Source organism: Aggregatibacter sp. Marseille-P9115 (assembly GCF_920939465.1).
GTDB lineage: Bacteria > Pseudomonadota > Gammaproteobacteria > Enterobacterales > Pasteurellaceae > Aggregatibacter > Aggregatibacter segnis_B.
Window position 1 is genome coordinate 523,892 of record NZ_OV100759.1, and the last position, 25,145, is coordinate 549,036.

Sequence of the window (25,145 nt, forward strand, 5' to 3'; positions counted from 1 at the left end):
CAAGATCACAAAAATGAATTTCTATTTGTTTAAGCCATAAAGCGATCAGAAAAACTGTGACAGAAACGACACTTTTAAAAGTAAGCGTTTCCAAAAAGTCTTTTTTCCGATTATGATTCCTTCGGTTTTAGTCACACATAATGAAAGGATATCTATGGTTACTATTCGAGATGTTGCTAAACAGGCTGGCGTTTCTGTCGCGACAGTATCTAGGGTGTTAAATAATCACCCTTGTGCGAAAGAACACACCCGTGCCGCTGTATTGAACGCTATTGAACAATTAGGCTACCGTCCAAATGCCAATGCGCAGGCTTTGGCTTCGCAAAGTTCCGATACATTAGGCGTTGTAGTGACCGATGTAACGGACGCTTTTTTTGCAATTTTAGTGAAAGCGGTTGATCACGTCGCCATGGAGCATGGCAAAAATATTTTGATCGGCATGGGATACCATCAGGCAGAAAAAGAAAAAGAAGCGATTGATACCCTACTGCGTAAACGTTGTAATTGTTTGGTCGTGCATTCCAAGGCATTAGATGATCAAACTTTAGCGGATTATTTAGAAAGTGTGCCGGGAATGGTAATTATCAACCGTTGTATTAAAGGTTATGAATCCCGCTGTGTCGGATTGGATAACCAAAAAGGCACTTATATTGCTACCAATACGCTGATTAACGCAGGGCATCGCCATATCGGTTATATCGGCTCAAACCATAGAATTAACGACGAAGCTGAGCGCAAACAAGGTTATTTGAATGCGCTTACAGAACATGGCATCCCCGTTGTCGAAAATTCCATCGTACATAGCACACCGGATTTCGAAGGTGGTGAAGAAGCCATGATTAACCTATTGAGTTATAACGATAATTTAACAGCCGTTGTTGTCTACAATGATTCCATGGCGGCAGGTGCGTTATCCGTACTCAATGAAAACAATATCAAAGTCCCGAAACAGTTCTCTATTATTGGTTTTGACGATATGCCAATTGCCCGTTATTTGGTGCCTAAACTTACAACGATTCGTTATCCTATTGATCTTATGGCAAATTATGCCGCAAAACTGGCACTAAGCTTGGTTGATAAAAGCCTTTCTTTACCTATTAATCCGCAATTTAATCCGACATTAGTCAGACGTTTTTCGGTGGAAAGCCCCTATCCAAAGGAGGAAAAACGCTAAAATTGCGTTATTTTTGAGCGAGATATGTAATCGTTTTCATAAATGTGAATATGATCACATTCTTTCCCCAAAAAACAAGGTATCCTTACTGCCAATTACCCGAGTAGCGATTGCAGTGTAAAAAGGTAAGATTTTGATAATAATGCTTTAATGAATTATCACTGAAATAAACCCCTCTTTATTCTTTATATGAACAATTAATGGAGAACATGCATTATGAAAAAAACAGTATTAAGTGCAGTTGCTTTAGCAGTAGCTTTCGGTGCTGGCATCAGTGCAGCACAAGCAGAAACCCGTATCGGTGTGACAATCTATAAATATGACGACAACTTTATGTCTTTGATGCGTAAAGAAATCCAAAAAGACGCAGATCAATTAAAAGACGTGAAATTATTAATGAATGACTCTCAAAACGCACAGTCTATTCAAAACGACCAAGTTGACGTATTACTTTCAAAAGGCGTAAAAGCGTTAGCGATCAACTTAGTTGACCCATCTGCGGCACCAACCATCATCGGTAAAGCAAAACCGGACAATATTCCTGTTGTGTTCTTCAATAAAGACCCGGGTGCAAAAGCAATCGCTTCTTATGATAACGCTTACTTTGTAGGCACAGATCCGAAAGAATCAGGCATTATCCAAGGTGACTTAATTGCAAAACAATGGAAAGCAATGCCTGCATTAGACTTAAACAAAGACGGTAAAATCCAATTTGTTTTATTAAAAGGTGAACCGGGCCACCCAGATGCTGAAGCACGTACAAAATATGTAGTAGAACAACTACATGCTCAAGGTATTCAAACTGAACAACTCTTCATTGATACCGGTATGTGGGATGCAGCCTTAGCAAAAGACAAAGTAGATGCATGGTTATCCAGCTCTAAAGCAAATGACATCGAAGTGATCATTTCTAACAATGACGGTATGGCATTAGGTGCATTAGAAGCAACCAAAGCACACGGTAAAAAATTACCAATCTTCGGTGTTGACGCCCTACCGGAAGCATTACAACTGATCAAGAAAGGTGAACTTGCAGGTACCGTGTTAAATGACGGTGTAAACCAAGGTAAAGCCGTTGTTGAGTTATCTAATAACTTAGCAAATGGCAAACCGGCTACCGAAGGCACTAAATGGGAACTTAAAGATCGTGTTGTACGCGTTCCTTATGTTGGTGTAGATAAAGATAACTTATCTGAATTCTTAAAATAAATTTGTTTTATTAATGTAAGGGGAAGCGTAGGACAACACTTATGTCCCTTCCCCTTTATTTATGAGGTTGGATATGACAGAGCAAATTCAAAGTCAAAGCGGAAGCCAAAATGGCGAAGTCCTGCTTACCATGACTAATGTCAGCAAGTCCTTTCCGGGCGTAAAAGCCTTAGATCACGCAAACTTAAGCGTCCGTTCGCATTCTGTACACGCATTGATGGGGGAAAACGGTGCGGGTAAATCCACGTTGTTAAAATGCTTGTTCGGCATTTACGCTAAAGACGAAGGTGAAATCTTGTTTTTAGGCAAACCCGTGAATTTTAAAACCTCAAAAGAAGCCTTAGAAAACGGCATTTCCATGGTGCACCAAGAACTTAACCTTGTGCGTCAAACCAGCGTAATGGATAACCTATGGCTAGGTCGTTACCCACTTAAAGGGCCTTTTGTGGATCACGCGAAAATGTACCGTGATACCAAAGCTATTTTTGATGAATTGGACATTGATGTTGATCCAAAAGAAAAAGTAGCCAAACTTTCTGTTTCACAAATGCAGATGATCGAAATTGCGAAAGCGTTTTCTTACAATGCTAAAATCGTGATTATGGATGAACCCACATCCTCACTTTCTGAAAAAGAAGTGGAACATCTGTTTAAAATCATTCAAAAATTAAAAGATCGCGGTTGCGGTATTATTTATATTTCTCACAAAATGGACGAAATCTTCAAAATTTGTGATGAGATCACCATTCTACGCGATGGCAAATGGATTAATACCGTGCCGGTAAAAACCTCCACCATGGAAGAAATCGTCTCCATGATGGTAGGACGTGAATTAACTCAACGTTTCCCGGAAAAAACCAACGTACCAAAAGAAATTACCTTAGAAGTAGAAAATCTGACGGCATTAAACCAACCTTCTATTCAAGATGTATCTTTCAATTTGCGTAAAGGGGAAATTTTAGGGATTGCAGGTCTCGTCGGCGCGAAACGTACAGATATAGTTGAAGCTATTTTCGGCGTGCGCGAACTGAAAAGCGGTACCATTAAACTCAATGGAAAAATAGTAAAAAATCATACCGCACTTGAAGCAATTAACCACGGTTTTGCGCTCGTGACCGAAGAACGTCGTTCAACAGGGATTTACTCTAACTTAAGCATTGAGTTCAACTCTCTGATTTCCAACATGAAATCCTATTTAACCCCTTGGAAACTGCTCAGTAATAAGAAAATGAGTAGTGACACACAATGGGTCATTGATTCCATGAATGTTAAAACGCCATCGCACAAAACAACGATTGGCTCACTTTCCGGCGGTAACCAACAAAAAGTCATCATCGGTCGTTGGTTATTAACCCAACCGGAGATTCTGATGTTGGACGAACCGACCCGCGGGATCGATATCGGTGCAAAATTTGAAATTTACCAATTAATTCAGGAACTGGCGAAAAAGGATAAAGGCATCATCATGATTTCTTCCGAAATGCCTGAACTCCTTGGGGTAACCGACCGCATTCTCGTCATGAGTAACGGTAAAGTTGCCGGTATTGTTGAAACTGCAAAAACCTCTCAAGAAGAAATTTTGCAACTTGCCGCAAAATATTTATAAATAACAAAGGAACAAATTATGAGTGCCTTAGAAAAAAATAAATCATTCGATTTCCTAAAACAAAATGCGATTTATTTTGTGTTGTTGATTTTACTTGGCATCATCATCGCACAAGATCCGACATTTCTTAACTTGGTTAACTTCAGTAACATTCTGACCCAATCCTCCGTGCGTTTAATCATCGCTCTTGGGGTTGCCGGCTTATTGGTCACACAAGGTACCGACTTGTCTGCCGGTCGTCAGGTTGGTCTCGCCGCGGTAATCTCCGCGACCATGTTGCAATCCATGGAAAACATGAACCGTGTTTTCCCTGACCTCGGTGAAATTCCAATTCCGGTAGTTATCCTTGCTGTTTGTGCTGTGGGTGCAGTCATCGGTTTAGTCAATGGTTTGGTTATCGCTTACTTAAACGTGACGCCGTTTATCGCCACCATGGGTACTATGATTATCGTTTACGGTTTCAACTCCCTTTATTACGATGCTGTAGGCGGCTCCCCTATCGCCGGTTTCAGCGAAAACTTCTCTGTTTTTGCTCAAGGCTTCATCCGTCTAGGTTCATTTAAACTTTCCTATATCACCATTTATGCCGCCATCTGTGCTTTCTGTGTGTGGGTGATGTGGAATAAAACACGCTTTGGTAAAAACATTTTTGCTATCGGTGGTAACCCTGAAGCGGCAAAAGTTTCCGGTGTAAACGTTGCTCGTAACCTTGTTGTGATCTATATGATTGCCGGTATGTTCTACGCGTTCGGTGGTATGTTAGAGGCCGGTCGTATCGGTTCTGCAACCAATAACCTCGGTTTCATGTATGAATTGGATGCTATCGCAGCCTGTGTGGTAGGTGGTGTGTCTTTCGCCGGTGGTGTAGGTACGGTTATCGGTGTTATTACCGGGGTAATCATCTTTACCGTCATTAACTATGGTTTAACGTATATCGGTGTAAACCCTTACTGGCAATACATCATTAAAGGTAGCATCATCATCCTCGCGGTAGCTATCGACTCCTTGAAATACGCGAAGAAAAAATAATCTTCCGATTCATGAAACATTGAAAAACGCCATAAAAAACGACCGCACTTACCAAAGTGCGGTCGTTATTTTTTGTAGTTTAACTACATATCACTGAGCCAGTGACGTAATTTATTAACATCTAACTGCCACTCTTGCACCAAAATATCCACCCAATGCGCAATATTCTCCTGCCAATTTTCCGCGTCACCGTTCTGTGCCAACGCAGCAATTTGTTGTAAGCGCTTTAACCCCACTGATGCTAAAGCGCCTTTTATTTTATGCGCGGTTGAAAGCAGCTCAGCTTGCTGTTCCGGCGCCTTCTCATACGCTTGGTAGGCCTGTTGCAATTCAATCACATAACCGCTCATTGCCTGTTCAAATAAAGCGAGATTATCCTGCACAAACTTCACACCCAGCATTTCAATTAACTCGCTCAGCATTTTCGTGTCAAAGTCTGTAGATTCCTGCAATGGTTTCTTTTCCACCACATCAAAATGTTTGATCTCTTCGCCAAAATAATCCAACAAACATTGGTTTAATTCATCGAGCGATAACGGCTTATGAATGACATCGTCCATGCCTTGTTCCAAATATGCCTCTTTCTTTTGCACCACATTCGCTGTCAATGCAATCAATGGCGGAAGAAAATCATAAATGCCATTTTCATAATTTTCACGCAGATGATGAGCAATATCAAAACCTGACATATCCGGTAACTGAATATCCAAGAAGACGAGGTCGTAATAATTCTCCTCAAATTTTTGAATGGCTTCTGCCCCAGTCATAGCTACATCAATTTGATAACCGAGTTTTTGCAGCATAGATTTTGCGACAACGATATTCACTTCAATGTCTTCCACCAACAAAATTCGCAGTTTTAACGGCACTTTATTACCACTTTCTACCGGTTGTTGAGCCTCTTTAGCTTTAAAGGTCAGTAAGAAGGTTGAGCCTTTTCCTAATTCACTACTTACCGTCAAATCGCCGTCCATTAGCTGTGCAATGGTTTTGGAAATTGATAAACCAATCCCACTGCCCAAAGATTTGTAGTGATGAGAATCCACTTGATAATACAGTTCAAAGACTTTTTCTAAATCCGCTTCCGCAATACCGATGCCGGTATCCGTCACACGAATGGCAAATTCATCTTCTGCCGTTTGCTCAATAGATAAGGTCACACTTCCCTGCGGAGTAAATTTCACCGCATTCGTAATCAAATTCCATAAAATCTGGCTTAATCTCACGCCATCCAACATCAACCAATTCGGTAATGTCGGCGGACAAATTAAGCGAAATTCTAAGTGTTTTTCTCCCGCAATGAGCACCGCAAAATTACTGATATCATTCAGCAACGCATATAGATCCGTTTCTTTACGGTTTAACTCAATACGACGCGCATCAATTTTTTCTAAATCGATAATGTCGCTGAAGATATGAGAAAGGGAAATTGCACTGCTGTTGATGGTTCGTAAATAACTACTCTGGCGTGCTGTCGGCTGCTCTTCTAATAATATGCGGCTCAACCCGATAATGCCGTTTAACGGTGTGCGTAATTCATGGCTAATTGTGGTCATTAATGTGGTTTTATCTCGGCTGATCTTTTCCACTTTATCCAATGCCGCCGATAAGCGTTTTTCCGCTAAAAGTCGCTCTTGCACTTCATTTTGTAGTTTCACCACCGAATGAGACAATGCTTGGCGAGAACGTTCTAATTTTTCCACCAATAAGGTAAAGAAATAAATCACAAAAGGCGCAGAAATCATCCCGAATACAATGGAGCGTAAAAGATCTTGCCAATAGATTGTGCCGACAAAAATCAGGCTTAATACCATTTGTGTACATAACGCCAAAATGGCCAGAATTAACACACCTAAAATAGAAAAACGGATTTTCCCCAGGCGGACAACCCAATCCACATAACGACGCGCAAAACTACCGAACTGTTTGATATTCTTCATAGGATTCCATGGAAAGAGAGAAATGATAAATATTGTACCTTAACTGTACAAAGGATGTTGAGGCGTTTTAAAGACAAAAAAGTGCGGTCGAAAAACACATTGAATTTCGACCGCACTTTTAAGAGAAATTAACCCGAAGGATTAACCGTTGTAACGTTTAAAGACTAAAGTCGCGTTAGTACCGCCAAAACCGAAGCTATTGGACATCACGGTTTGTAAACCGGCGTTTTCTTTGATTTCTGTTACGATGTTGCAACCTACCGCTTGTTCATCTAAGGTTTCGATGTTAATGCTTGGTGCGATGAAATCGTTATCTAACATTAACAAGGTATAAATGGCTTCGTGCGCACCGGCAGCCCCTAAAGAGTGACCTGTCATAGATTTGGTGGAAGAAATCGCCGGAATTTTATCGCCGAATACGTTTTTAATCGCACCCAATTCTTTCACATCACCGACTGGCGTTGATGTACCGTGCACGTTGATGTAGTCGATTGGTGTGTCAATGTTTGCCATGGCTTGTTTCATGCAACGTTCTGCACCTTCACCGCTTGGCGCCACCATGTCATAACCGTCAGAGGTTGCACCATAGCCCACGATTTCTGCGTAAATTTTCGCACCACGGGCAAGCGCGTGTTCCAATTCTTCCACAACCACCACGGCACCACCACCGGCAATCACGAAACCATCACGGTTTGCATCATACGCACGGGAGGCTTTGGTTGGGGTTTCATTATATTTGGTGGACACTGCGCCCATCGCGTCAAATTCAGTCGCACATTCCCAAGACAACTCTTCTGCGCCACCGGCGAAAACGATATCTTGTTTACCTAATTGAATGAGTTCTAATGCGTTACCAATACAGTGTGCTGAAGTGGCACAAGCGGAACTGATACTGTAACTTACACCCTTGATTTTATATGGTGTCGCTAAACACGCAGATACGCTAGATGCCATTGTTTTGGTTACCGCATAAGGGCCAACTGCTTTCACGCCACGTGGACCACGCACAGCATCACAAGCCACTAACTGGTTGTGAGCAGAACCTGTGCCCGCGCCAATCACCAAACCGGTACGTTCGTTAGACACTTGCTCTTCAGTTAAACCCGCATCTTCAATAGCCTCTTTCATGGAAAGATAAGCATAGGCTGCCGCATCGCCCATGAAACGATACACTTTACGATCAATTAACTCGCTCGGGTTTAATTTAATGGTACCGGCAACATGACTGCGCATTTTCATTTCAATAAATTCAGGTACGATTTCAATACCGGATTTACCGGCTTTTAATGAAGCCAATACTTCTTCTTTGTTGTTACCAATACTGGAAATAATACCAAATCCGGTGATTACTGCTCTTTTCATTCGTTCTTCCTTATGAGTTGGGAAAATCATTTCGACTTACATTTGTTAGCTGAGCGCAATTTACTATGAAACCAAAATATTGCAAGCATTAATTATAACGTTCGACCAGTTAGGCCAAATCAGCGTATGATATAGCCCAAACAAAATTAGCTAAGGAATGAAATCAATGCGCGTTATTAGCCATGCGGACATCTGTTTTAACCAAGAAAACACGCCTGTTTCCAATCAATTTGACGATGTTTATTTTTCTAACCAAGACGGTTTGGAAGAAAGCCGCCACGTTTTTCAACAAGGCAATCAACTGTGGCAACGCTGGCAGCAACATCAACAAAAGCACTTCGTCATTGCAGAAACCGGTTTTGGTACCGGATTGAATTTTTTCGCCGTCACCACGCTGTTTCGTGAGTTCCGCCAACAATTTCCACAAGCAACGCTACAACGCCTGTTTTTTATTTCCTTCGAAAAGTATCCATTAACACGGGAAGCATTAACGCTTGCCCATCAACATTACCCGCAATTTAGCGCCCTCACGGCACAATTACAGGCACATTGGCTAGACCCGATTGAAGGTTGCTATCGTTTTCATTTTGAGGAAACCACCCTTGATCTGTGGTTTGGTGATATTCACGACAATTTGCCACAGCTCGGCGACTATATGCGTGACAAAATCGATGCGTGGTTTTTAGATGGATTTGCCCCAAGTAAAAATCCCGATATGTGGAATGACGCGCTTTATACGCAAATGTACCGTTACACCAAACCGCAAGGCACATTTGCCACTTTCACTGCCGCAAGCGCGGTGCGCAAAGGCTTGGAAAATGTCGGTTTCAGCGTGCAAAAGCGCAAAGGTTACGGTAAAAAACGTGAATGCTTGGCTGGTGAAAAAACACTTGAAAAACCAACCGCACTTTTCATCCCATGGTATTTACCACAACCCGCCCAGTTTGCAGGTGTGGCAGATGTTGCCATTGTAGGGGGCGGCATCGCCTCCTTATTTACCGCATTTGCCTTAATGCAACGTGGCGCCAAAGTCACCCTTTATTGTGAAGAGCCACAGCCGGCGATGAACGCCTCCGGTAACAAACAAGGTGCGTTTTATCCGCAACTGAGCGATGATGACGAACGCAACATTCGCTTTTACATACACGCTTTCGCTTACGGCTTACAACAATTACGTAACGCCGAAAACCTCATTGAATTTGAACATGAATTTTGTGGTGTGGCACTGTGCGGATATAACGAAAAAAGTGCGGTCAAATTACAGAAAGTTTCGCAACTTCAGTTGCCTGAAAGCCTTTATCAAAGCCTAAGCCAAACAGAATTAAGCGATAAAATCGGCCTCCCGTTGCCTTGTGGTGGTGGATTTATTCCACAAGGCGGATGGCTTGCGCCACAACAATTTGTGCAGAATCTGTTCACCTATTTGCAATTGCGCGGGCTCGTTATAAAAACATCGCAAAAAGTGACCGCACTTTCCCCTCAAAAAAACGGCTGGTTGGTGGCAAATGCTGAAAACGACAGGTTCCATCATAAAATTGTCGTTCTCGCCAACGGGCATCAACTACATGAATTTCCGCAAACACAGTCACTACCGCTTTATGCCGTGCGCGGGCAAGTCAGCCAGATTCCCACGTCAGAACATCTGCTGAAACTGAAATCCGTGCTCTGTTACGACGGCTACCTCACACCTGCCGATCAGGCTAAAACCAGCCATTGCATTGGCGCTAGCCATGTGCGTGATTGCGCTGACCGCACTTTTAGCGAGCAGGAACAGCGGGAAAATCAGGAAAAAATCCAAAAGAACCTAGAGGGTATGCCTTGGGTGAAAGAGGTGGATACTTCTGCCAATCTGGCGCGAATCGGCGTGCGTTGCGCCGTGCGGGATCGAATTCCAATGGTCGGCAATGTGCCGAATTTTGAACAGCAATGCGTGGATTATAAAAATCTGTTCAACTTACGCCGTCGCAAACAACTAATTCCCTCCGCCGCTGTGTTTCCAAATCTATATCTCATCGGCGCACTCGGCTCACGTGGCTTAACCTCCGCCCCGATACTGGGCGAAACACTAGCTTCGTTAATCTACAACGAACCACTTCCGCTCAGCGAAGACCTTATTCATCACCTATCTGCAAACCGAAGTTGGATAAGAAAATTGTTGAAAGGCACTTCTGTCGCAGATCTTTAAGCCCACCTCCCAAGACCTATTTGAAAAAAATAGGTCTTTTTTTCATCAATCCGAAAAATGAAATGTGATGTATATCAAAAAAATTAAAAACAATTTGTTTTTGATACTTTGCGCAAAATAAATGCCAGAATATAATAACGCAAATTATTACTATTTACTTAAATCCTATTTTTAATTTACCTGGAGCCATAAATTTATGCGTAAATTTAAACCAAGCTATCTTTCCCTTTCTATTCTCACTGCATTAAGTGTGTCTTCTATTACTTCTGCAGAAACAAGCAATCAACCGACAGAACAATTAAATGAAATCGTGGTTTCGGGCGATTCAAATGGTAACGGAAATACCGCAGATAAAACCCCACCTAAAATTGCAGAAACCGTTAAAACGGCAAAAAAATTAGAAAAAGAACAAGCACAAGATGTAAAAGATCTTGTGCGTTATGACACGGGTATCACCGTTGTTGAAGCTGGTCGATTTGGGAACAGTGGCTTTGCCGTTCGTGGTGTAGAAGAAAACCGGGTTGCTATTCAAATTGATGGATTAGCCCAAGCACAAACAATTTCATCACAGGGCTTCAAAGAACTGTTTGAAGGCTATGGCAATTTTAATAACACACGTAATAGTGCAGAAATAGAAACACTTAAACAAGCAACGATTCGTAAAGGTGCGGATTCATTGAAATCTGGTAGCGGTGCACTCGGCGGCTCAGTAAATTTTGAAACCAAAGACGCACGCGATTATTTAATCGAGAAAAATTACTATGCCTCTTACAAGCGCGGTTACAACACAGCGGATAATCAAAATCTAAACACATTAACATTGGCAGGACGCTATAAATGGTTTGATGCCATTGTTGTGGCTACATCGCGTAAAGGAAATGAACTCGAAAATTTTGGCTACAAAGATTTTAAAGACAATATTCAAGGTAAAGAAAGAGAAAAAGCAGACCCTTATCGTCGTATGCTAGACAGTACATTAATGAAATTCGCTTTCCAACCGACGGACAATCATCGTTTCTCGGTAATGGCCGATTTATATAAACAAACCTCTAAAGGCCATGACTTCTCTTACACGTTGAAAGCGAATACGCAGTATCAAAGTTATGATGAAGTCGAGTTACGTCATACAGACGATAAAGTCGAACGTAAAAATATTGCCTTTACGTATGAAAACTTTTCCTCAACACCGCTTTGGGACACATTAAAAATTACCTACTCCCAACAAAAAATCACCACTCGTGCGAGAACCGATGACTATTGTGATGGGAATGACAAATGTCCCTTGGCCGGTAACCCACTAGGAATGAAATATAACGACGAAAACAAACTTGTAGGCAAAGATGGTAAGCCTGTTGTTTATAAAAACCTTGACAATAAAGAAACTATTCAAGAAAAACTTCCTTTAACTAAACAAGGAAAATGGCGATACCAAAAAGTGGATTGGGATGTTCTCAAAAAAAAATATCCAAATGTAAAAATTTACCCATCTTGCTTAGAAGATGACGACGATCCTAGCAATGTTTGTACTTATGAAATCACTATTTCCAAAAAAGAAAAATCCTTCGAAATTGACGGACGTAAATATGATTTATTAGCAGACGGCAGTAAAGTTATCGATAGTGAACAAACGGTACCAACCAATGTTTCTCACATCTTTAGCTGTGAAGCATTTAATTGTAATAAACCAAGTATTACCGGCTTTCAAAAAGACGGAACACCAGTCGATATTCCTATTGAAGTGTTCGAAAAAGATGGCAAAAAATATGCCAAAACAGCTATCATGAGTAATAGCCAATTGAGCGGACCTATATTTTTCATGCCAAATAAAAAAGGCTATCAAGACAATTTATGGTCACAACGCGATCTTATCAGCAAAACCAAACAAGTTAATCTCGATCTGACCAAACATATCGAATTAGGTAATACTCAACACGAGCTATCCTATGGGGCATTGTGGGCAGAGATTGAAAAATCCATGGTAAATACGTCAGGGGTCAGCCCGCGTAACCTGAAATGGTGGGCAGAATATCCTGCAAACTGTGATACATTCTTAAGTCCGACAGAATTAAATCCGGACAGATCACATACTCTCTGTAACAAACAAAATGTATTTTCTTTCTTAATTCCGGTTAAAACAAAAAGCGGCGCATTGTATTTTATTGATGACTTCCGTGTGAATGATCATTTTGCCTTTAATATGGGCTATCGTTATGACCGTGTAAAATACCAACCTGAATACATTCCGGGTGTCACACCGAAGATCCCTGACGATATGGTAACAAACCTCTATATCACAGAGCCTAAGTTTGATCCTGATCGCGCCGATACGGATATGACGGAATTAGCTAAGAAAGAAGCCAACGCACTTGCCAATATTAAAGAAATTGCGCAACCTAAAAAATTCTCAGCAAGTTCTTATTCCTTTGGCACAACAATTGATCCGTTAGACTGGTTACGCCTACAAGTTAAATACAGTAAGGCATTCCGTGCACCGACAAGTGATGAAATTTATTTCACCTTTAAACATCCGGATTTTTCTATTTTACCGAATAAAAATCTTCAACCGGAAACAGCAAAAACAAAAGAACTCTCTTTAACTTTCCATAATGACATGGGGTATATCACAGGGTCTGTTTTTGATACCAGATACCATAACTTTATTGATTTATCCTATAAAGGAAATTACAACTTTAAAGGGCATTCTAAATTATTGCCATTTAGCGTTTATCAAAATATAAATCGCCCAAATGCGAAAGTAACCGGTTTTGAAATCTCATCTCATCTGGAATTAAGCTATCTTGCTAAATTCCTCAATGGATTTAGCCTAAGTTATAAATATAGTCAGCAAAAAGGAAGAATGGATGGCAATATTCCAATGAATCCAATTCAACCGAAAACAGCAGTCTATGGAATTAGTTATGCTCATCCTGATGAAAAATTTGGATTAGATTTATATGTTTCTCACGTATCTGCCAAAAATGCGGAAGATACTTATAATATGTATCACAAAGAAGAAGGTAAGAAAGAAACAACGCTTAAATGGAGAAGTGATTCTTATACAACCCTTGATTTATTGGGCTATATTAAACCAATTAAAAATCTCACATTAAGAGCTGGTGTCTATAACCTAACCAACCGTAAATACATCACTTGGGATTCGGCGAGATCAATACGTCCGTTTGGAACAAGTAATATGATCAATCAAAATACTGGATTAGGTATTAACCGCTTCTATGCACCGGGTAGAAACTATCGACTCTCTATGCAATTAGAATTCTAACCAACAAAAAAGGAGAAGTTTCAAACTTCTCCTTTTTCTTTCTTCTAAAGTGCGGTCGCTTTTTATCACAAATTTTATCCATGTTTCCTATGAGCTAAATTCTTTCTTAGCGACCTATTTTACATAAGGTTACAAACAGAAAAAATTTGGTGATATACATCAAATAAATCACAAAATTCTCATACACCTATTTTACGTTCATCTCTTTTTTAATATAATAATAGGAATTATTTTTATTTGTATAAATTATATTTTTATTTACCAGGAGCCATAAATTTATGCATAAATTTAAACCAAACTATCTCACCTATTCCATTCTCGCTACTCTCACTATGTCTACTGCCTATGCTGAAAACAGTACGACCCAAGATCAGCTCAATGAAATTGTCGTTTCAGGCAATGCTTCCGAGCCCAATGTACAAGAGAAAAAAGTGGGTGAAACACAAATTACTTCTCATAAACTAAGTAAACGACAAGCTGCGGATAGCCGAGATTTAGTTCGTTACGAAACAGGCATTACTGTTGTTGAAACAGGAAGAACCGGATCAAGTGGCTATGCCGTACGAGGTGTTGATGAAAACCGTGTGGGCATTATGGTTGATGGCCTTCGCCAAGCTGAAACATTAAGCTCTCAAGGATTTAAAGAACTCTTTGAAGGTTATGGTAACTTTAATAACACCAGAAATGATGTTGAAATAGAAAACGTTAAAATGGCAACCATCACTAAAGGTGCTGATTCCATGAAATCTGGTAGCGGGGCGTTAGGTGGTTCTGTAGCCTTTGAAACAAAAGATGCGCGTGATTTTTTGCTGAATAAAAATTATCACATTGGTATTAAACGCGGTTATCAAACCATGAATAATCAAAACCTAACTTCCGTCACACTCGCCGGAAAATATAAATGGTTTGACGTGCTTTTTATTAATACCGAACGAAAAGGTCATGAAATAGAAAACTATTATTACGATATTTATCCAAATGAGGAAGCCGATCATGCGGCGGTTGGGCGTACTCGTGAAAAAGCTGATCCCTATCGTATTACCCGTAATAGCAATTTGATCAAAATTGGCTTTCAACCAAACGATGAACATCGCTTCAGTGTGGCATTAGATGATTCCAAATTAAAATCCAAAGGCGCCGATCTGTCTTATAGCTTAAGAGCACACTCCAGAACAGATACTGAACGCTATGGAGAACGTTTAACTAACGATAAATCCCAACGTAAAAATACCCAATTTACCTATGAAAACTTTACCCAAACCCCACTTTGGGATCATTTTAAAGTTTCCTATTCCTCGCAAAAAATTACGAATAATGCCAGAACAGATGAGTATTGTTATACCTCAAAATGTATTCAAGTCGCAAATAAACAAGGATTGCATTTAGACGATAGCAATGGTGTTTACAAAGTTGTTGATAAGACAGGCGGAGAAATCACAGGAAAAGGTATTGAAAGCGAAAGCGGTTGGGGCACAGAAACCGAATACCGAAACGCCAAAGGTGAAAAACTCTCCGGGTTTGATTACAAAGAGCTACCTGTGGAATCCACATTAATTGACTGTGAAAAATTAGATTGCTCTAAAAAATACAGAGTATTTGTTAAAAACAATGAGAAGTACGAAAGTAAATACCATTTTGAAGATCGTCAAATCGAAACCAAAACATTACCCAATGGAAAAAAATATGGCTATATTCCATTAAAATCTATCCCAAATTCTTGGGGAGGATTACAAGAGGAAGAACTGTCTTATTTATTCCCAAACTCTGCCGGCTATAGCCGTAATGACTATAACGATCGTGATTTAAATACGGATACCAACCAAATTAATTTTGATTTTGATAAAGAATTTGATCTTGGAAAAACTAGTCATAGCTTGAAATATGGCGGGTTATATTCAAAAACCGAAAAAAGCATGGTTAACAAAGACGGCTATCAAGGCGGAAACGTTCAATGGTGGGCAGATAATTTCTTCTGTAATGAAGCAATTGATAATACTTATCCGGTTGAACGCAAACCTGCGCCCGATAAATGGCCTTCCGGTTCATGCACAGGTAATTACCGAGCCAAAACAGGAAACTTATCTAGTTACTTAATCCCGGTCACCACAAAAAACCATGCGTTCTATTTAGGTGATAATATTAAATTTACTGATTGGGTAGGGCTTGATTTAAATTATCGCTATGACCAGATCAAACATCTTCCAAGCTATAATCCAAATATTCCTGTACCGAAAGGTCTTATTGCTGGGATTTTTGTTCCTTTCCCTGACGGTGCGGTTCCTTACGGCCCTGGTGCAAACTGCGGTTATAACACAGACTGTATGAACAAAAATTTTGCTCAAAATCTAGAGCAACTCTTGCGTACGACATCCTATAAACACCATTCTTATAACATTGGACTCAACTTAGATCCACGTGATTGGATGCGGGTACAATTCAAGTATTCCAACGGGTTCCGGGCGCCAACCTCAGATGAAGTGTATATGACCTTTAAGCACCCAAGCTTTTCAATTACCCCAAACACCAAGTTGAAAGCAGAAATTGCTAAAACTAAGGAAGTCGCGCTTACATTTTATAAAGATCGTAGTTATTTCACGCTCAGTGCATTTAGAACCGATTATGATCACTTTATTGATTTAGTCTTTATGGGAGAAAGAGCCATTGAGCAAGGCAGCGCATTAACTTATCCGTTCTATCAAAACCAGAACCGCGACGGCGCAAAAGTAACCGGTGTTGAAGTAAATTCACATGTTGAACTAGGCGATCTAACACCAATTTTACAAGGATTTAGAATAGGCTATAAGTTGACACACCAAAAAGGTAAAGTTAACGGCAATATCCCAATGAATGCCATTCAGCCAACCACATCTGTATATAATCTCGGCTACTCTACTGAAGGTGATAAATATGGGATCGATTTATTTATCACGGATGTTGCACCGAAAAAACGCAGCGATACCTACAATATGTATTGGAAAACACAAAGTGAAGACCCAAATAGACTTGTTCAAGGTAAACGGGTTACTGACAGTACATTAGCTTGGCGAAGTGGACACTACACTATTTTAGATGCCATCGTTTACGCTAGACCAATTAAGAATCTCACCTTAACAGCGGGTGTATATAACATCACTGACCGCAAATACATCACTTGGGATTCTGCACGTTCTATTCGCGCAATCGGAACACTTAACTTGATCGATCAAAATACCGGAGCCGGAATCAAGCGCTTCTACGCTCCTGGCAGAAACTTCCGCTTAAATGCAGAACTCACCTTCTAACCCAACAAAAAAAGGAGAAGTTTCAAACTTCTCCTTTTTCTTTCTTCTAAAGTGCGGTCGGATTTCAAAACGTTTTAAAAACTGACCGCTCTTTTATCTGTAATTAACTTACGCCGCCACCATCACCATTGCCGGGCGAATCACGCGACCGTTAAGCAAGTAGCCTTTTTGCAATACGGTGGTGATTTGGTTAGTTTCAAAGCCTTCCATCGGTTGCATAGAAATAGCTTGGTGTAGATCCGGATTGAAAACCTCACCGACAACGCCTACAGGCTCAACGCCAAAACGGGCAACCGTTGCCAATAGCTCTTTTAAGGTTAACTCTACGCCGTTAAATAAAGCTTTAATGGATTCGTCTTCCATGTTTGCCGGCGTGGCTAAAGCGCGTTCTAAGTTATCAATTGTGTTTAAAATGTCTTTGGCAAATTTTTCTAACGCAAATTTATGCGCTTTTTCAACATCTTGTTCTGTACGACGACGAATATTGTCGATTTCAGCACGAGTACGCAACAATAAATCTTGTTCATTTTTTGCAGTTTCCGCTAATTGTGCTTCTAATTCTTGTACGCGGGCGATGGCTTCTTCCAAAGGATCTTCCACTTGTTTTTGCTCTTCAACATCGACTTCTTGCGATTGAAGATCTTGTTCTAATTCTTCGTTTTGTTCTTGTTTTTGCTCGTCTGCCATTGTCATTCTCCGATTAATAAAAGTTGGGCGATTATAACAAAAAATGCCGCATTTACCACTTGAGTAAAAGGCTTTCTGTTGTAATATAGTGCCCAATTCATTGAATTCAAGTTAGTGTAAAAACAATATGAACACGTTAAATTCGGCAAAACCGCAAACGTTGCATACCTCATTTCAAACCATTGCATTGGTCGGTAAACCGAGAAATGATATCAACCTACAAATGCATAAAAACCTGTTTTTTTGGTTAATTGAACGCGGTTATCACGTGTTGGTTGAGCAAGACATCGGTAAAAAAATTGAGCTTCCGCCAAAACATTTAGCCAGCTTAGAAGAAATCGGCCAATCCGCCCAGCTTGCCATTGTGATTGGCGGAGATGGCAATATGTTGGGTCGTGCCCGCATTTTAGCCGAATATCATATTCCGCTTATTGGCATCAACCGTGGCAATTTAGGTTTTTTAACGGACATCGACCCAAAAAACGCCTATTCCCAATTACAAGCCTGCTTGGAAAACGGCGAGTTTTTTGTAGAAGAACGCTTCCTCTTAAAAGCCTGTGTGGAACGCGACAATGAAATCATTGCCAGCAGTATTGCCGTCAACGAGGCGGTGATTCACCCGGCAAAAATTGCGCATATGATTGATTTTCATGTGCATATTAATGACCAATTTGCGTTTTCACAACGTTCCGATGGTTTAATCATTTCAACGCCTACCGGTTCAACCGCTTATTCTCTTTCCGCCGGTGGCCCGATTTTAACTCCACAACTCAACGCCATTGCACTGGTGCCAATGTTTCCGCACACCCTGTCTTCACGCCCTCTCGTAGTGGATGGGAACAGCAAAATTTCTATTCGATTTGCAGAATACAACACCTCTCAATTAGAGTTAGGTTGCGACAGTCAAGTTGCCCTCCAATTCGGACCTGATGATATTATCCACATTCAAAAATGTGACTATCCTCTCCGTTTACTGCACCTCAAAAGCTACAATTATTACAAAGTATTAAGTTCCAAATTAGGTTGGTTACGTAACTTTTCTTAAAGATTAACAAACCCTCTTTACTGTATATTAAAACAGTAATATACTGACAAACGTACAGTAAAGAGGATTTGCTTATGTTGACCCAACTCACCATTAATAATTTTGCTATCGTTCGTCAGTTAAATATTGAATTATTGCAAGGAATGTCCGTCATCACCGGGGAAACCGGCGCGGGAAAATCGATTGCCATTGATGCACTAGGTGTTTGTCTCGGACAACGAACAGAAGCCTCCATGTTACGGGAAGGTCAAGAACGCGCTGATATTTGCGCGACGTTTCATCTAAACAGTAACAACCCGGCTTTCCAATTTCTACAAGAAAACGAATTGCAGGATCCTGACAATCCTGAAGACTGCATTTTACGCCGCATTATTAATCATGACGGACGCTCTAAAGCCTTCATTAATGGCATTCCGGTGTCGGCCGCCCAATTAAAAGAGATTGGCCAACGTCTCATTCAAATTAATGGACAACACGCATCACAACGTTTACTGAAAAACGACTACCAACTACAGTTAGTCGATAATTTCTGTCAACACACCGCACTTTTACAACAAATGAGCCTTGATTATCAAACATGGCGCAATTTGCAATATCAAGTCAAAACCTTCCAACAAAAATGCGCGGAAAACGAAGCGAGAAAACAGCTTTTACAGTATCAAGTAAGTGAACTGGATGAGTTTAATTTAAAAGAAAATGAATACGAGGAATTAGAAGCGGATCATCTTCGTCTCTCCAATAGTGAAGAATTAACGCAGCTTTCCCAATCAGTTTTGCAATTATTAAGTGAAAATGAAACGGTCAGCGCAGATTCGCTACTTTATCGTGCTATGCAACACTTAAGTGAACTCTGCGAGCTGGATAATCGTTATACCGATGTGCAAATTCTATTAAATGAAGCATTGATTCAAGTGCAAGAAGCCACCAATGAAATTCAGTCGTTAAGCAGCAATATTGAGCAAGATCCAACGTTATTGGCAGACATTGAACAACGCCTAGGACAAACCGTGCAATTAGCGCGCAAGCACAATGTAAAACCACAAGATTTAGTGGTATTACACCGTCGTCTCAAAGCGGAATTGAATGAATTGGAAGATTTTTCCGGCAGTGAAGAAATGCTCATTCAACAAGAACAAGCGGCTCACGAAAAAATGCTTGCTACAGCGACCGCACTTCATCAAAGCCGTCAATTAGGCGCACAAAAGCTGGCACAGCAAGTGACTAAATCCATCAAACAATTAGCGATGGAACACGCAGAATTCTTTATTGAATTGCATAGTGACTATGACAAGATAAGTGCAAATGGCGCAGATAATGCGATTTTTACCCTACAAAGTAACTTAGGTCAAAGCGCTCAACCGCTCGCCAAAATTGCTTCCGGCGGTGAACTTTCTCGCATTGCCTTAGCCGTTCAGGTGCAAGCATCTAACCAAACCGCCATCCCAACATTAATTTTTGATGAAATTGATGTCGGTATCAGTGGTGCCACAGCAAATGTGGTCGGCAAATTATTAAGAAAACTCAGCGAAAAATGCCAAGTCATTTGTGTTACCCACTTGCCGCAAGTCGCCTGCCATGGAATACATCATTTCTCCGTTGAAAAATCGACCGTCGATCAAAAAACGGAAACAAAAATGACCGCACTTACCCCTCAGCAACGCGTCAAGGCATTAGCCAAATTATTAGGCGGAAGCAAAATTACGGATGCCGTATTAGCCAATGCACAAGAAATGCTAGATGCTGCAGCATAGGTAACGAAGACAAAAAATTGGACAAATAACGCCCAATTTTTATATGGAAAAAACAATAAAATTGTTTTAATACAAATTTCCGTTTTTTTATGTTTTTATCCTGAAAGGTCAGTATAATTAGGCTCTTTTCTTTCACTCTTAATTAAGTAAATGAAATGCCGATAAACTTTACCCAAATTATTAAAGATAGCTTTCATTTCATGCAAAATGAAAAGCGAAACATCATCGTCTTGTGCGCCCTCTACTTTTTTGCTGACATCATCATGGTGTTATTGCAATCAGCGATGTTGCCAAATGAAATCCTTGTTTCTCTGTCAAACAACCAAATTTCTTCTGCGATCTCGGAAGAACAAGGCATCAATTTGGTGACTTTCTTTTTTCTTAAACAGTTTATTTATATTTTTATCAGTGCATGGTGTTTAGTCACCATTCATCAAATTAGCTTGCGACAATTCAGTACCGTTTTGCAGAGTTTTTCCTCGACACTGAAACGTATTTGGGGCGCTATGTTACTGAGCCTCTTGATTTTTATCCCAATTCTTGTGGGACTCACAGAAGCGATGATCGCCATCCAACAAAAAGTACAGCCTTCCATTATTTCGTTATTTGCGATTATTATCGGTATCGGCTTGTATGTTCGTCTTTGTTTGGCACCGGTGCATTATTTATTAACTGATGCCGGCATCAGTGCCTCCGCAAAAATCACATGGCGCGCCGCGATGGGTCGAGCGACTGTGTTATTTATCTTCTGTTTACTGATTTATGTTATTGTGCCTTTGGCTGAAAGTTTTCTAATCAGCTTGTCAAGCAATGCCATCATGGCTGTCATTACCGGTATCATTGCGGCATTAATCAACGTGTTTGCATTGATTGTCACTTACCGTTTTTATACGTTATTCATTGCAAAGGCATAACATCAATATGAAACAATTACTTGAATTTATTCCCTTAATTCTCTTTTTTGCCGTTTATAAATTAGTTGGTATTCGTGAAGCCGCAATCACCTTAGTGATCGCGACTATCGTTCAATTTATTATTTTAAAAGTGAAATACGGCAAAATTGAAACGCAACAAAAAGTTGTTGCAGGTGCAGTCATTTTCTTTGGCTCGTTAACCGCCTATTTTAACGATCTTGAGTTTTTAAAATGGAAAGTGACGATTATTTATGCGCTCTTTGCATTGGTTTTGCTTATTGCTCAATTTGGTTTCAAAAAACTGTTAATTAAACAACTCCTTGGAAAAGAAATCCAATTGCCGGAACATGTTTGGAAAAACTTGAATCTAGGTTGGAGCGGCTTTTTTATTTTATGTATGTTAATCAACATTTATATCAGCCAATATTTATCCGATGATATTTGGGTCGATTTTAAATCCTTCGGCATCATCGGCATGACCTTTGCCGCCACTCTCATTACCGGGATTTATATTTATCGCTATTTACCTCAAACACAACAAGAAAAAAACAAGGAATAATCAATGTCACCTCAATTAATTGATAGCAAAACCGGACAACAATCTCACGGAACCCTTCTGCTCAGAACGTTAGCGATGCCTTCTAATACCAACGCTAACGGTGACATTTTTGGTGGTTGGATTATGTCTCAAATGGACATTGGTGGCGCAATCTTAGCAAAAGAAATCGCTCACGGACGCGTTGTGACTGTTGCCGTCGAAAGCATGAATTTCATTCAACCGGTTTCTGTTGGAGATGTAGTTTGTTGCTATGGACAATGTTTACACGTTGGACGTAGCTCAATTAAAATCAAAGTGGAAGTGTGGGTTAAAAAAGTTGCCAGCGAACCTATCGGTGAACGCTATTGCGTGACAGAAGCGCAATTTACGTTTGTTGCCGTTGATCCACAAGGCAAACCTCGCGCCATTCCACGCGAAAATAATCACGAATTAGATGCCGCTTTGGCACACATTAAAACGCCATAAACTAACAAGAGGACTCAAAATGTACTACGTTATTTTTGCTCAAGACAAACCAAACACGTTGGCTCAACGCTTGGCCGTGCGTGAGCAGCACCTTGCTCGTTTGAAACAACTCCAAGCGGAAGATCGTTTATTAACCGCAGGCCCAAACCCAGCTATTGATGATGAAAATCCGGGTGAGGCCGGTTTTACCGGTTCGACCGTCATTGCCAAGTTTGATAACTTGCAAGCAGCAAAAGAATGGGCAATTCAAGATCCTTATGTAGAAGCCGGCGTGTATGGCGATGTCATTATTAAGCCGTTTAAAAAAGTATTTTAATTTTCAAGCGGTCATCACGGAAACATGTTGAACTAATGATAACAAAGGCGGATCTAAGTATCCGCCTTTGATTTATGACTAATGGAAAATAGCCATGCGATATTTGCAACGAACCTCAATTTCTCTGTTAATTTTAACCGCACTTTCTTTCTCTGCCTTGGCAGCAAAAACTGAAAGCGCCGTACCCCACGAAATCCATTTAGCGCAAGAACAAGCAAAGTGGGCACAACAGCAACACGAGTCAGAATTGCTTTTGATTAAGCAGCGTTCAACGTTTCTTCAATTGGAAAGTCTGCTTAAAAGTGCGGTGAAAAATAACAACGTTTCTGATAATGCTGAGTTATATCTTAACCTCATTGAGTCTTTAAAAGACTATCCATTGAAAATGGATGCTACAACCACCTACATTGATGCCCGCATTAAAAGCATTAGTAAAGATACGCCATCTGAAGAGGTAAAGGCATTAAAACACGAAATTGAACAAGTTATCGCGCAAAACCCTACGCATTTTTTACGTAATCGATGGGAACAAGGCATTTTCACACTATTAATAAATACTGATGATACGGAAGGATTAGTCCATTATGCGCAACGCGTTAAGCCAAGTTCCTTGGAGATGCAAATAGCCGTATTAAATGCCGAACTTCAGCTTGAACGCACAAAAAACAAAACAAATAAAAAACAAAACTCCAACAGCGACTCAAACATTATTTCCCGCTATGAACAACTTTGGTTAGCCAACAGCAACCTCCCTAATGACGCGCAACTCTGGGCAAAATGGTATTCCGATGGCAACCGGACACAAGATAAAATCCACCAAAAAGCCGAGGAACTCTTTGCCCAAAATGATGCGAACGGGATGGCGTTGCTATCATCAGAATTAAATAAAATTGATAGTGCGAAAGAAGACGAAATGGTTTTGGCGAATTTAAAACGCTTTGAATCCCTATTAAAAAATCCGGCAACCCTGCCTGAATTGGCCGATAGACTACCGCTCATTGAAGAAAATAACAAAATCGTCACAAAATTTGCAGTGGTGCAGACCTTTCCGCGTTATTTACGCACTCTATCGGAAACAATGAAAGAGCCTAACTTTGCTCCCTATCAACAATGGGCAAAAACTTGGCAATTAACAGATGCGCAAATTCGTGAGTGGGAAATTGCTTTTCTTGGTCGTTTTTTTGACAATGAAAGCCCGAATTTCCAACAATGGCGGGATGCGGAAATTCTTAAATTAAAAGCAGATAACCTTACCGAACGCCGTTTGCGTATGGCCATTTGGCAAAAGACCGATTTAACCCCATGGCTCAACGCTCTTTCAGCAGAAGGTCAGCAAAAACAGGAATGGCGTTATTGGCAGGCGAAAACAATAGCAAAACACGATAGCAAAAAAACAAAAGAAATATTGACCGCACTTTCTGAGGAACGCGGTTTTTATCCAATGTTGGCAGCCGCCAAATTACATCCGAAAACCCGTGGCAACGGTTATGATTTCGGTCAACCTGAATTACTTATTGCCCCGAGTATCTCCGATCCTTATTGGGCTGATGAATTCAAAAAAGTAAAACCGGCATTGGAAGAAATTGCCGAACTACGTCAACTCGAAAGATTTGGCCCGGCTAAACAGCGTTGGCGTTTCTTGTTGGAAAATCTATCCGGTGATGCCAAAAAAGAGAAACAAATGGCGCTTAGTCAATATGCCAACCAACAAAACTGGTTTGATTTAGGTGTGGATGGCTCCATCATTGCTAAAGCGTTTGATTACATTCAGTTGCGCTTACCAATTGCTTATAGCGATTATTATGATATTGCTCTCAAAAGCCGCCCGGCATTAAACAAAACCAAACCGCAAGCCGCACTACATACCAATGTCAGTAAAAGCTTTGCCATGGCGATTTCTCGTCAGGAAAGCGCGTGGAACCCACAAGCACAATCTTCCGCCAATGCACGGGGCTTAATGCAACTTCTGCCGAGCACGGCAAAAGCCACGGCAGACAACGCCAAATTACCTTACGCAGGCGAAGCGGATTTATTTAAGCCGCTCAATAATATTTTGTTAGGCACGGCACATTTAGCGGAGCTAAACGCCAAATACCCGAATAACCGCATTCTGATCGCCTCAGCTTATAATGCGGGTGCTCATCGCGTGGAAAAATGGTTAGCGCGTGCCAATGGTAAGTTGGAAATGGATGAATTTGTGGCCTCCATTCCGTTCTATGAAACTCGTGGTTATGTTCAAAATGTGCTGACTTACGATTTTTACTATCAAATATTGCAAGAAAAAGAAGATCCACAAACCTTTAGCAATGAGGAATTTGATCGGCTATACTAGCCGGACTAGT

At 40.6% G+C, this 25,145-nt stretch carries 17 protein-coding genes; 14 read left to right on the top strand and 3 right to left on the bottom strand.

All coding sequences use genetic code 11. From position 1 onward, the window contains the following. Positions 1–154 precede the first annotated feature (154 nt). From LQ983_RS02385 to mglC, 4 genes are all read left to right on the top strand, one after another. A complete protein-coding gene (locus LQ983_RS02385) occupies positions 155–1,174 on the top strand; it encodes a substrate-binding domain-containing protein (protein WP_230621506.1) in 1,020 nt (339 codons plus the stop codon). 216 nt (positions 1,175–1,390) lie between these two features. After that, entirely contained in the window at positions 1,391–2,383 is a 993-nt protein-coding gene (gene mglB, locus LQ983_RS02390) for a galactose/glucose ABC transporter substrate-binding protein MglB (RefSeq protein WP_048748781.1), read from the top strand. 73 nt (positions 2,384–2,456) lie between these two features. Further along, positions 2,457–3,989 carry a galactose/methyl galactoside ABC transporter ATP-binding protein MglA gene (gene mglA / locus LQ983_RS02395; RefSeq protein WP_370636621.1) on the top strand — a complete coding sequence of 511 codons (1,533 nt, stop codon included), beginning with the start codon at positions 2,457–2,459 and terminating at the stop codon, positions 3,987–3,989. A gap of 18 nt (positions 3,990–4,007) precedes the next feature. Beyond that, positions 4,008–5,018, top strand: coding sequence for a galactose/methyl galactoside ABC transporter permease MglC (gene mglC, locus LQ983_RS02400; protein ID WP_006717420.1), 1,011 nt, complete (start codon positions 4,008–4,010; stop codon positions 5,016–5,018). An 83-nt stretch (positions 5,019–5,101) separates the two neighbouring features. Here mglC and LQ983_RS02405 read toward each other — a convergent pair whose 3' ends face one another. After that, positions 5,102–6,958, bottom strand: coding sequence for an ATP-binding protein (locus LQ983_RS02405; protein ID WP_230621507.1), 1,857 nt, complete (start codon positions 6,956–6,958; stop codon positions 5,102–5,104). A gap of 141 nt (positions 6,959–7,099) precedes the next feature. Further along, positions 7,100–8,320, bottom strand: coding sequence for a beta-ketoacyl-ACP synthase I (gene fabB, locus LQ983_RS02410; protein WP_230621508.1), 1,221 nt, complete (start codon positions 8,318–8,320; stop codon positions 7,100–7,102). Positions 8,321–8,486: 166 nt separating this feature from the next. Here fabB and mnmC point away from each other — a divergent pair, with 166 nt between their 5' ends. The 3 genes from mnmC to LQ983_RS02425 all read left to right on the top strand — a co-directional run bounded on the left by mnmC (position 8,487) and on the right by LQ983_RS02425 (position 17,066). Next, positions 8,487–10,505 carry a bifunctional tRNA (5-methylaminomethyl-2-thiouridine)(34)-methyltransferase MnmD/FAD-dependent 5-carboxymethylaminomethyl-2-thiouridine(34) oxidoreductase MnmC gene (gene mnmC, locus LQ983_RS02415; RefSeq protein WP_230621509.1) on the top strand — a complete coding sequence of 673 codons (2,019 nt, stop codon included), beginning with the start codon at positions 8,487–8,489 and terminating at the stop codon, positions 10,503–10,505. Positions 10,506–10,701: 196 nt separating this feature from the next. Beyond that, positions 10,702–13,785: a TonB-dependent hemoglobin/transferrin/lactoferrin family receptor gene (locus LQ983_RS02420; protein ID WP_230621510.1), complete on the top strand. Its 3,084-nt coding sequence runs from the start codon at positions 10,702–10,704 to the stop codon at positions 13,783–13,785. A 278-nt stretch (positions 13,786–14,063) separates the two neighbouring features. After that, on the top strand, positions 14,064–17,066 hold the full coding sequence (locus tag LQ983_RS02425; protein WP_370636622.1) for a TonB-dependent hemoglobin/transferrin/lactoferrin family receptor: 3,003 nt from the start codon (positions 14,064–14,066) through the stop codon (positions 17,064–17,066). Between the two features lie 108 nt (positions 17,067–17,174). Here LQ983_RS02425 and grpE read toward each other — a convergent pair whose 3' ends face one another. Continuing rightward, the gene (grpE, locus tag LQ983_RS02430) at positions 17,175–17,753 is read right to left on the bottom strand and encodes a nucleotide exchange factor GrpE (protein WP_230621512.1); all 579 of its coding nucleotides are present in this window, start codon (positions 17,751–17,753) and stop codon (positions 17,175–17,177) included. 127 nt (positions 17,754–17,880) lie between these two features. Here grpE and LQ983_RS02435 point away from each other — a divergent pair, with 127 nt between their 5' ends. The 7 genes from LQ983_RS02435 (at position 17,881) to LQ983_RS02465 (ending at position 25,135) form a co-directional block, all read left to right on the top strand. Then, positions 17,881–18,798: an NAD(+) kinase gene (locus LQ983_RS02435; RefSeq protein ID WP_230621513.1), complete on the top strand. Its 918-nt coding sequence runs from the start codon at positions 17,881–17,883 to the stop codon at positions 18,796–18,798. 74 nt (positions 18,799–18,872) lie between these two features. After that, positions 18,873–20,549, top strand: a complete 1,677-nt coding sequence (gene recN, locus LQ983_RS02440; protein WP_230621514.1) for a DNA repair protein RecN — start codon at positions 18,873–18,875, stop codon at positions 20,547–20,549. A 155-nt stretch (positions 20,550–20,704) separates the two neighbouring features. Beyond that, positions 20,705–21,463, top strand: a complete 759-nt coding sequence (locus tag LQ983_RS02445; protein ID WP_230621515.1) for a beta-methylgalactoside transporter — start codon at positions 20,705–20,707, stop codon at positions 21,461–21,463. 7 nt (positions 21,464–21,470) lie between these two features. Beyond that, entirely contained in the window at positions 21,471–22,022 is a 552-nt protein-coding gene (locus LQ983_RS02450; RefSeq protein ID WP_006717398.1) for a septation protein A, read from the top strand. Between the two features lie 3 nt (positions 22,023–22,025). Next, positions 22,026–22,487: an acyl-CoA thioester hydrolase YciA gene (gene yciA, locus LQ983_RS02455; RefSeq protein WP_111296572.1), complete on the top strand. Its 462-nt coding sequence runs from the start codon at positions 22,026–22,028 to the stop codon at positions 22,485–22,487. A 19-nt stretch (positions 22,488–22,506) separates the two neighbouring features. Continuing rightward, the gene (locus tag LQ983_RS02460; RefSeq protein ID WP_230621516.1) at positions 22,507–22,803 is read left to right on the top strand and encodes a YciI family protein; all 297 of its coding nucleotides are present in this window, start codon (positions 22,507–22,509) and stop codon (positions 22,801–22,803) included. A gap of 94 nt (positions 22,804–22,897) precedes the next feature. Further along, on the top strand, positions 22,898–25,135 hold the full coding sequence (locus LQ983_RS02465) for a transglycosylase SLT domain-containing protein (RefSeq protein WP_230621517.1): 2,238 nt from the start codon (positions 22,898–22,900) through the stop codon (positions 25,133–25,135). The last annotated feature ends 10 nt before the right edge of the window (positions 25,136–25,145 follow it).